Consider the following 9,303-nt stretch of genomic DNA (forward strand, 5'->3'; position numbering starts at 1 on the left):
TCGCCCTGCGCCGGGCCCGGCCGCGCGTCCCACGCCGTGGTTCGCCGGCTTCTGGGAGAGCCTCGCCTTCTGGCGCACGGCCGGATTTGCCGCGAGCGCCGCTGCCCTGGTTCTGGCGATCGGGCTCGGCATCGGCGGGCCCGGCGGCACGCCCAAGCCGGTCTTCGTCGCCGTGCTGCTGACCCCCGACAATCAGCCTGCCGCGGTGGTCAATGCCTTCGGCGACGGCACCGCCGAGCTCATTCCGCTGCGCGCCATCGACGTGCCGCAGGGCCGCGCGCTGGAGGTCTGGACCTTGCAGGACCGCGGCCGGGGACCGGTCTCGATCGGCCTTCTGGACCGCGCCCGGACCGTGCGGCTCGATCTCGGCCGCCTGCCCGCCACGGGACCGGACCAGTTGTTCGAGATCACGCTGGAGCCGAGCGCTGGCTCGCCCATCGGCCGGCCCACCGGACCGATCCTCATGAAGGGCACGACCAGCGCGCCTCTGTGAGGCCTGGCGAGGGGGCCGCCGGGGATGGAAGACGGCGCCGCGCCGCCCCATCCCGCCCCATCCCGCCCCATTTTCAGGCCGTTCATACCTCCACGACGCCGACGTCGGGGAACCCGGCGGCAGATCATATTGGCCCGAAATATCAAAGACTAAGTCAACATCGTCAGCGCGTTCGCCCTGCGGCTGACATAGAGGTTGCGGGAAATGCAACCGCGCGGGCTGATCCGCGCCGGTGCTTCGGGCACCCGCCCGCCGGCACCAGATCCAGGGAGAAGACGCATGACGATTTCGCGGCGCGACGCCACCTTGGGAGGCCTCGGCCTTCTGGCCACGACGCTCGGCGGCGCGCCGGCCCAGGCGGCGTTCGACGGCCTGCGCAGCGTCGGCGCGGGGCTGGAGGATTTTTGGACCGCCACCGACGCCTATATCTACGGCTATCCGCTGGTCACCATGGAGATGACGCGCCGCGTCATGACCAACGTCGCCGCCCCGAAGGGCACGCGCGCGCCCATGGGCCAGCTTGTGCGCATGCGCGAATATCCCAACGCCGCGTTCCGCGACGTGACCGCGCCCAATGCCGACACGCTCTACACCACCGCCTTCGTGGACCTGGGCAAGGAGCCGTACGTGCTCTCGATCCCCGACATGAAGGACCGCTACTTCCTGTTCCCGATGCTGGACGGCTGGACCAACGTGTTCCAGGTGCCCGGCAAGCGCACCACCGGCACCGGCGCGCAGACCTACGCCATCACCGGGCCCGGCTGGACCGGCACGCTGCCCGCGGGCGTGACGCAGTACAAGTCGCCCACCGCGATGGTGTGGATCCTCGGCCGCATCTACTGCACCGGCACGCCGGAGGACTATGCCGCCGTCCATGCGCTGCAGGACCAGGTGAGCCTCGTGCCGCTGAGCGCCTACGGCAAGCCTTATACCCCGCTGGCCGGGAAGGTGAACCCGAAGACCGACATGAAGACGGCGGTGCGCGAGCAGGTGAACGCCATGAGCGCGGTGGAGTTCTTCACCCTGCTCGCCGAGCTGATGATGACCAACCCGCCGGCGGCGGCGGACGCCCCGCGCTCGCGAAATTCGCGACCATCGGCCTCGTGCCGGGCAAGCCGTTCGACAAGTCGAAGCTGAAGGCGGACTTCGCCAAGCGCATCCCGCAGATCGCGCAGGACCGCATCATGATCCAGTTCAAGATCAATGATGCCGTGAAGACCGTCAACGGCTGGACCTTCACCACGAAGACGGGCGAATACGGCACCGACTACCTGATGCGCGCGCTTATCACCGCCATCGGCCTCGGCGCCAACCGGCCGCAGGACGCGGTCTACCCGACCTCGGAGAAGGCCGCGAACGGCAGCGCCTATGACGGCTCCAAGAAATATGTGATGCGCTTCCCCAAGGGCCAGCTCCCGCCGGCGAAGGGCTTCTGGTCGCTCACCATGTATGACGGCTCGTTCTTCTTCGTGCCCAACGCGCTGAACCGCTATTCCATCAGCCCGCGCCAGGACCTGAAGACCAATCCGGACGGCTCCGTCGACCTCTATCTCCAGAAGGACAGCCCCGGCGCGGACAAAGAATCCAACTGGCTGCCGGCACCGGCCGGCAAGTTCATCCTGATGCTGCGCCTGTACTGGCCCAACCCCGAGAACCCGTCGATCCTCGACGGCACCTGGAGCATCCCCGCGGTCACGCAGGCGAGCTGAGCCTGAGGGCACCGGCGCGCCCGGTGCCCGGCCACGGCGGCAAAGAAGAAGGGCCTTCCTGCGGCGCAGGAAGGCCCTTCTTCATTCGGGGAGACGATCAGTAGAGCCCGGTCCCGATACCGGCGCCGCTGGTGCTGCGCACCGGGGTGGCGGGCGGGGCGCGGAGCGGAACCGGTGGTGGCGACCGGCTTGGGCTTGGGCTTGGGGGCCGGCGCGGCGCCGGCCGCGGCGGGCTTCGGCTTCTTGGGCGGCGCGGGGTTGAGTGCCGCCACCTTGGGCGGCTCCGGCTTGTTCATGGCGATCAGCTCGGTCACGGTGACGAACTTGAAGCCGCGCGCGAGCAGCGCGTCGAGCACCTTGGGCATCGCCTGAACCGTCGTCGGGTGGATGTCGTGCGCGAGGATGATGCCGCCCGGCCCGATCTGCTTCATGGTCAGCTCGTAGATCTTGTCGGGGCTCTTGTTCTTCCAGTCGAGGGTATCGACCGACCAGTAGATGAAGGTCAGGTCATACTTGTCCTCGATGTGCTTGCGCAGCGACGGCGACATGGCGCCATAAGGCGGGCGCAGATAGCGCGGCTTCTTGCCGGTGATGGTCTCGATCGCGTCGTTGGTCTGGGTGATCTGGCGGTCCGCCTCGGCGAGGCTGACCTTCGGCAGGATCGGGTGGTTCCAGGAATGGTTCTCCACCTCGTGGCCCTGGGCCACCATCTGCTTGAGAATCTCCGGGCTCTGCACGGCGCGGCTGCCGAGCACGAAGAAGGTCGCCTTGATGCCGCGCTGCTCCAGCATCTTCAGGAGCTTGTTCGTGGTCTCGGGGTTCGGCCCGTCGTCGAAGGTGATGGCGATATAGGGCCCGTCCACGTGCATGGACGAATAGGACGTGATCTTGGCCGGCTTTGCCGGTGCACTGGCGGCGGGCGCGCTGGCGGCGGGGGCCGCAGCGGCAGCCGGGGGCGGCCCCATCATCTGCGCAGATGCGGAGGAAAGCCCCAGCGTGCCGGCAGCCAGGATGGCGCACAGCCTGAGAATGGTCTTCACAATCAGGGTTCCCCCGAAACGGTGCCGATCGCGATCATATCGCGCTCTCTGCACCCGACTGTTCACATGATGTGTCGATAAATTGTGAAGCCATGAAGGCACGCGCGGATTTGCGCCGGTCCGCCAAAGGTGCTATCCACCACGCCTTCACGAGGACGGCCCTGCCGATCCGCCGACCGGGCCGCGTGCCCGGAGGTCACCGCCCGACAGCGCGTTGCGCCCTCGGGCGTGCTTTGCGTTGGCTTTCATGCCGATGCGCGGACGGGCGGCGCGGCGCCGCCGCGCGTGAAACCCGAACCCACGGACGCTCATGTTCGATACCCTTTCCGACCGCCTCGGCGGCATACTCGACAAGCTGAAGCGGCGCGGCGCTCTCACCGAGGCCGACGTCGGCGAGGCCATGCGCGAGGTGCGCCGCGCGCTGATCGAGGCGGACGTGGCGCTCGACGTGGTGCGCTCCTTCACTGACCGGGTGCGCCAGCGCGCCGTGGGCGTGGAGGTCATCAAGTCCGTCACCCCCGGCCAGATGGTGGTGAAGATCGTCCACGACGAACTCGTGGCGACGCTCGGCTCCGACGCCGACCCCATCGACCTCAATGCCCCCGCCCCGGTGCCGATCCTGATGGTCGGCCTGCAGGGCTCGGGCAAGACCACCTCCACCGCCAAGATCGCCAAGCGCCTCACCGAACGCGGCAAGCGCAAGGTGCTGATGGCCTCGCTCGACACCCGCCGCCCGGCGGCCATGGAGCAATTGGCGACGCTCGGCAAGCAGGTGGAGGTCGCGACCCTTCCCATCGTCGCCGGGCAGTCCGCCGTGCAGATCGCGCGCCGCGCGATCGAGGCGGCGAAGCTCGGCGGCTACGACGTGGTGATGCTCGACACCGCCGGCCGCGTGACGCTGGACGAAGGCCTGATGGCCGAGGTGGCCGAGGTGAAGGCCGCCACCAAGCCGCACGAAGTGCTGCTGGTCGCCGACAGCCTCACCGGCCAGGACGCGGTGAACACCGCCAAGGCCTTCGACGGCCGCGTCGGCCTCACCGGCATCGTTCTGACCCGCGCGGATGGTGATGGCCGCGGCGGCGCCGCGCTCTCCATGCGCGCCGTCACCGGCAAGCCCATCAAGCTGCTGGGCACCGGCGAAAAGATGGACGCGCTGGAGGATTTCGATCCGCACCGCGTGGCCGGCCGCATCCTCGGCATGGGCGACGTGGTCGCGCTGGTCGAGAAGGCCGCCGAGAACATCGACATCGAGAAGGCGAAGGCCGTCGCCGAGAAGATGCGCAAGGGCGCGTTCGATCTCGACGACCTGCGCGACCAGCTCAATCAGATGCAGAAGCTCGGCGGCATGAGCGGGCTCATGGGCATGCTGCCCGGCGTCGCCAAGGTGAAGAACCAGATCGCCAGCGCCAATCTCGACGACAAGCTGTTCAAGCGGCAGGTGGCGATCATCAATTCCATGACGCCCAAGGAGCGCCGGGCGCCGAAGCTGCTCGACGCCTCGCGCAAGCGCCGCATCGCCGCCGGCTCTGGCACCAAGGTGGAGGAAATCAACCGCCTGCTGAAGATGCACCGCCAGATGGCCGACATGATGAAGGCCATGGGCGGCGCCGCCGGCAAGCGCGGTCCGCTCGCGGGCCTTGCCGGCATGATGGGCATGGGCGGCGGCGGCCCCTCCCCCGAAATGCTCAAGCAGATGGCCGAGAAGATGCCTGGCGGCGCGCCCGGCGGCGGCCTGCCGCCGAACTTCCCCGGCCTGCCGGGGCGGCGGCCTGCCCCCCACTTTCCCCGGCGGCCTGCCCGGCCTGCCGAAGGGCTTTCCTGGATTGGGAGGGCCCGGCAAGAAGAAGTGACCGTTCCCCAGTTGCTGCCGTCACCCCCCGCTTGTCCGGGGGTCCACCGTGGGCCGGAGCGGACCTTCCAAAGGTCAGCCCGGCGGACGGGTGGATACCCCGGACAAGCCGGGGCATGACGGCTCAAGAAAACCGTTCCGAACACACTGAAACGCAAGGAAACTGAAAATGTCCCTGAAGATCCGTCTCGCCCGTGGCGGCGCCAAGAAGCGTCCCTATTACCGCATCGTCGTCGCCGACTCGCGCTCGCCGCGCGACGGCCGCTTCATCGAGAAGATCGGCTCCTTCAACCCGCTGCTGGCCAAGGATGCGGCCGAGCGCGTGGTGCTCGACACCGAGAAGGCCAAGGCCTGGCTCGACAAGGGCGCCCAGCCGACCGACCGCGTGGCCCGCTTCCTCGACGCCGCCGGCCTCCTGAAGCGCGAGGCGAAGAACAACCCGAAGAAGGCCGAGCCCGGCGAGAAGGCCAAGGAGCGCGCCAAGGAGAAGGCCGAGAAGGCCGCTGCCCCCGCCGAGGAAGCCGGCGCCTGAGGGCTCCCCGTGAGCGGCCCGGCCTGATGGTCGCCGCCGCTATTGCCTGACCGCACCGTCATGCCCCGGCTTGTCCGGGGGATGACGCGCGCCAAGGAACGTGCCGCTGCGGCGTCTCGCTCTGCCAAAGATCGTCCTGCGCCGCGCGCGCCGCAGTCCCCGCCTGGAGCCCTTCATGTCCGAGCCCGTCACCGTCTCGTTTGCCAAGCACAGCGCGGCGCCGAAGGGCGTCGTCGTCGTCCTCACCGACGAGAGCCTCGCCTTCGGCGCGGCGACGCAGAAGCTGGTGAAGGGCGCGGACGCCGCGCTCACCCGCGCCTTCGATGCCGAGCGCTACAAGGGCAAGGCCTGGACCGGCCTCGATCTGCTGGCGCCCGCCGGCCTGGAGGCGCCGCGCCTGATCGTGATCTCGGTGGGCAAGGCCAAGGAGCTGAAGAGCGCCGACTTCCTCAAGCTCGGCGGCCTCGTCGCCGGCAAGATCCCCGCCTCCGCCCGCGAGGCGACGCTGGTGCTGGACCTGCCCGGCGCCAAGGTCTCCGCCGACGACGCGGCCGAGGTGGCGCTGGGCATCGCCCTGCGCAGCTACAGCTTCGACCACTACAAGACCAAGAAGAAGGACGAGGCCGAGCGCGGCGCGCTCGCCGTGACGCTGCTGGTGTCCGACGAGCCGGCGGCCAAGCGCGCTTATGCCGCCAAGGCGGCGGTGGCGGACGGCGTGATCCTCGCCCGCGACCTCGTCAACGAGCCGCCGAACGTGCTCGACCCGCCGGAATTCGCCCGCCGCGCCGAGGCGCTGAAGAAAGTGGGCGTCGAGGTGGAGGTGTTCGACGACGCCGACCTCGCCCGGCTCGGCATGCGCGCGCTGCTCGGCGTCGGCCAGGGCTCCATCAAGGAGAGCCGCGTCGTCGTCATGCAGTGGCGCGGCGGCGCCAAGGGCGAGGCGCCGGTCGCCTTCATCGGCAAGGGCGTGACCTTCGACACCGGCGGCATCTCCATCAAGCCCGCGGCCGGCATGGAGGACATGAAGGGCGACATGGGCGGCGCCGCCTGCGTCACCGGCCTCATGCATGCGCTCGCCGCCCGCAAGGCGAAGGTGAATGCGGTGGGCGTCATCGGCATCGTGGAGAACATGCCCGACGGCGCCGCCCAGCGCCCCGGCGACATCGTCACCTCGCTGTCCGGCCAGACCATCGAGATCGTCAACACCGACGCCGAGGGCCGCCTCGTGCTGGCGGACGTGCTCTGGTACGCCAAGGAGCGCTTCAAGCCGAAGTTCATGATCGACCTCGCGACGCTGACCGGCGCCATCCTGGTGGCGCTGGGCACCGACCATGCGGGCCTGTTCTCCAACGACAACGAACTGGCCCAGCGCCTCGCCAAGGCAGGCCAGGAGACCGGCGAGAAGGTGTGGCGCCTGCCGCTCGGGCCGGAATACGACAAGCTGATCGATTCGAAGTTCGCCGACATGAAGAACACGGGCGGGCGCAATGCCGGCTCGATCACGGCGGCGCAGTTCCTCCAGCGCTTCGTGGACAAGACCCCCTGGGCGCACCTGGACGTCGCCGGCACCGCCATGTCCTCGCCGCCGAGCGACATCAACAAGAGCTGGGGCTCGGGCTGGGGCGTGCGCCTGCTCAACCAGCTGGTGAAGGATCACTACGAGGGGTGAGCTAAGGTGCCGGCGAAGGCACAAGCACGGGCGCTGGATCGGGCGATCCCAGCGCCCGCTTGGATTGCTCAAGCTCAATGGGCAGCGTCACCTTCTCGAACCGCAGCAGACGCTCCTTTCTCAGAACTTCATTATTCAGAGTTTGGTTCTTGTAGAATTCATCCATGTAACGCGTGTATAATTCGGTGCCTTGCCTCCCGGCTGATGCCAGCGAAGCAGAAACGACCGAGGCGAGGAACATCGAGCTGATGGCCAGCGGCAGCACTTTTCGCAGCGGCTCCAACGTTTCCCCGCGCTTGGCGAACTGATAAGCGACGACGCCGGATACGAATGTCAGGATGGCGGGCGCGACGGCAGCCACGGCACTGTCGCGACTTGCACCCATGAAATAGCCCGTCGCGGCGCCGATGGCAGAGAACGCAAGGGACACGGGAACGAGGGTCGTGAGGCTGAACCGCAATAGCCGCCCGATCAGAATGGCTAGGCCCACGGCAACCCCGATCGAGACGAGAAAGGGGGCCAAGCCATAAAGCAGCGCCACCTTATAAATATTTAAATACTCCACGATAATCACCTGGCTCAGATTATTGAGTATTGCGAATTTTTTCTGATCCGATATTCTCAAGTTTTTTGAGCTCTGACGGTTTTAGCAGTGGCGCGGGACCTGGATTTACTGGCGTGCCCGGAAATGGCGTGATACCGGGCAACGATTGAGCAGGCGGGGCTGCGCCCGGCCCCGACCCAGCGCCCGAACAGCCGGTACGGCCATCTGCGCAACCGTTGCAATTGTTCGCCCCATTCGGGCAGTCTTTGATGGCCTGGGCAAAACTTGGATTGACAGCCAGCAGGCAAACGAAAAAGGCAAGCCGAGCGCGCATTGGTCGTCTCCCCCAATTCGGATACTCTACCACAGGTTATGTCAGAAATCCTCTTCTACCACCTCGAACGCCGCCCGCTCGAAGCGGTGCTGCCGGCGCTGCTGGAGAAGTCGCTGGAGCGCGGCTGGCGGTGCGTGGTGGAGTGCGGCTCACCCGAGCGGCGCGATGCGCTCGACGCGCATCTGTGGACCTACAGCGAGGCGTCCTTCCTGCCCCACGGCACGGATGCGCAGCCGCAGCCGGAGCGCCAGCCAGTGCTGATCGCGACTTCCGACGCGAACCCCAACGGCGCGACGGTGCGCTTCCTGGTGGACGGGGTGGCCCTGCCCGACCCGGCGCCCTATGAGCGCCTGGTCTATCTCTTCGACGGGCGCGACGACGAGCAGGTCGCCGCCGCGCGCGCGCGCTGGAAGGAGGCGAAGGCGCTGGGCGCCGCCCTCACCTACTGGCAGCAGGACGAGAGCGGGCGCTGGGTGCGCAAGGCCTGAGGGAAGCTGGATCAGCCGGAGGCGCCGCCGCCCCCGCGGCCGCGCAGCATCTTCATGACATAGCCGAAGAGGGTGAGGGCGATGCTCGGCAGCGCGGTGTCGAACGGCGAGCGGACGAAGGCGGCGAGGCGCTGGGCCTGGCCGCCGACGACCTTCAGTTCGGTGCTCACCGCCAGCAGCGCCGCCTCGTGCACCTGGGTCGCCACCTGATCCTCGCGGCCCGGCTTGATGGACGAGGCGATCAGCACCAGCACCAGCGCCACCACCAGCCCCACGCCGCCGCTGATGGCGGCCGCGGCCTTGGTGCCGTAAGCCTCCTCCAGCAGCAGGAAGCCGGCGAAGGCGAACATGCCGAACGCGCTCGCCGCCACGAGGCCGGCGAACACGAACAGCACCGACCGCGCCGCGAGCCGCCGCATGGCGAGCTCGGCGATGATGAGGTCCGCCTTCAGCAGGATGCGCAGATTGCGCACCAGCGTGTCCATGTCGTTCATCGCCGTCTCCAGATCTTCCCCAGCACGAAACCGGCGAAGAGGCAGCCGGCCACCAGCGCCAGCGGATGCGCCACCACCGCCGCCCGCGCCTTGGCCTCGGCCTCTTCCGCGAGGCCGGCGAAGTCCGCCGCGGCGCGGCGCGCGTCCTTGA

Annotated in this window: 6 protein-coding genes and 3 pseudogenes; 6 read left to right on the forward strand and 3 right to left on the reverse strand. The window is 68.3% G+C overall.

The genetic code is table 11. The features are described 5' to 3' along the window. Together AC2W7M_RS13495 and AC2W7M_RS13500 are read left to right on the forward strand one after the other, a co-directional pair. Positions 1–493 (forward strand): anti-sigma factor (locus AC2W7M_RS13495; protein ID WP_486132791.1); only part of this gene is annotated, 493 nt, incomplete at its 5' end. A 279-nt stretch (positions 494–772) separates the two neighbouring features. Next, positions 773–2,202 (forward strand): annotated as a pseudogene (locus tag AC2W7M_RS13500) (DUF1254 domain-containing protein). 443 nt (positions 2,203–2,645) lie between these two features. On the opposite strand, the pseudogene AC2W7M_RS13505 reads toward AC2W7M_RS13500, so the two are convergent. After that, positions 2,646–3,170, reverse strand: a pseudogene (locus tag AC2W7M_RS13505) (polysaccharide deacetylase family protein); the annotation flags it as partial. A 382-nt stretch (positions 3,171–3,552) separates the two neighbouring features. Here AC2W7M_RS13505 and ffh point away from each other — a divergent pair. From ffh to AC2W7M_RS13520, 3 genes and pseudogenes are all read left to right on the forward strand, one after another. Next, positions 3,553–5,092: pseudogene (ffh, locus tag AC2W7M_RS13510) on the forward strand (signal recognition particle protein). A gap of 168 nt (positions 5,093–5,260) precedes the next feature. Then, positions 5,261–5,623, forward strand: coding sequence for a 30S ribosomal protein S16 (gene rpsP, locus AC2W7M_RS13515; protein WP_486132792.1), 363 nt, complete (start codon positions 5,261–5,263; stop codon positions 5,621–5,623). 175 nt (positions 5,624–5,798) lie between these two features. Continuing rightward, a complete protein-coding gene (locus AC2W7M_RS13520; protein ID WP_486132793.1) occupies positions 5,799–7,292 on the forward strand; it encodes a leucyl aminopeptidase in 1,494 nt (497 codons plus the stop codon). Between the two features lies 1 nt (position 7,293). On the opposite strand, the gene AC2W7M_RS13525 is transcribed toward AC2W7M_RS13520, so the two are convergent. After that, on the reverse strand, positions 7,294–7,866 hold the full coding sequence (locus tag AC2W7M_RS13525) for a hypothetical protein (protein WP_486132794.1): 573 nt from the start codon (positions 7,864–7,866) through the stop codon (positions 7,294–7,296). A gap of 342 nt (positions 7,867–8,208) precedes the next feature. Here AC2W7M_RS13525 and AC2W7M_RS13530 point away from each other — a divergent pair, with 342 nt between their 5' ends. After that, a complete protein-coding gene (locus tag AC2W7M_RS13530; protein ID WP_486132795.1) occupies positions 8,209–8,658 on the forward strand; it encodes a DNA polymerase III subunit chi in 450 nt (149 codons plus the stop codon). An 11-nt stretch (positions 8,659–8,669) separates the two neighbouring features. Here the strand turns inward: AC2W7M_RS13530 and AC2W7M_RS13535 are convergent, their stop codons facing one another. Further along, on the reverse strand, positions 8,670–9,152 hold the full coding sequence (locus AC2W7M_RS13535) for a hypothetical protein (RefSeq protein WP_486132796.1): 483 nt from the start codon (positions 9,150–9,152) through the stop codon (positions 8,670–8,672). Positions 9,153–9,303: the final 151 nt, after the last annotated feature.

Source organism: Xanthobacter sp. BG11Y11_SDJG (assembly GCF_057364445.1).

What these genes read in the sequence shown, in the direction of transcription:
- rpsP (WP_486132792.1), top strand. Translation starts at nt 5,261, where the DNA reads ATGTCCCTGAAGATCCGTCTCGCCCGTGGCGGCGCCAAGAAGCGTCCC.
- AC2W7M_RS13520 (WP_486132793.1), top strand. Translation starts at nt 5,799, where the DNA reads ATGTCCGAGCCCGTCACCGTCTCGTTTGCCAAGCACAGCGCGGCGCCG.
- AC2W7M_RS13530 (WP_486132795.1), top strand. Translation starts at nt 8,209, where the DNA reads ATGTCAGAAATCCTCTTCTACCACCTCGAACGCCGCCCGCTCGAAGCG.
- AC2W7M_RS13535 (WP_486132796.1), bottom strand. Translation starts at nt 9,152, where the DNA reads ATGAACGACATGGACACGCTGGTGCGCAATCTGCGCATCCTGCTGAAG.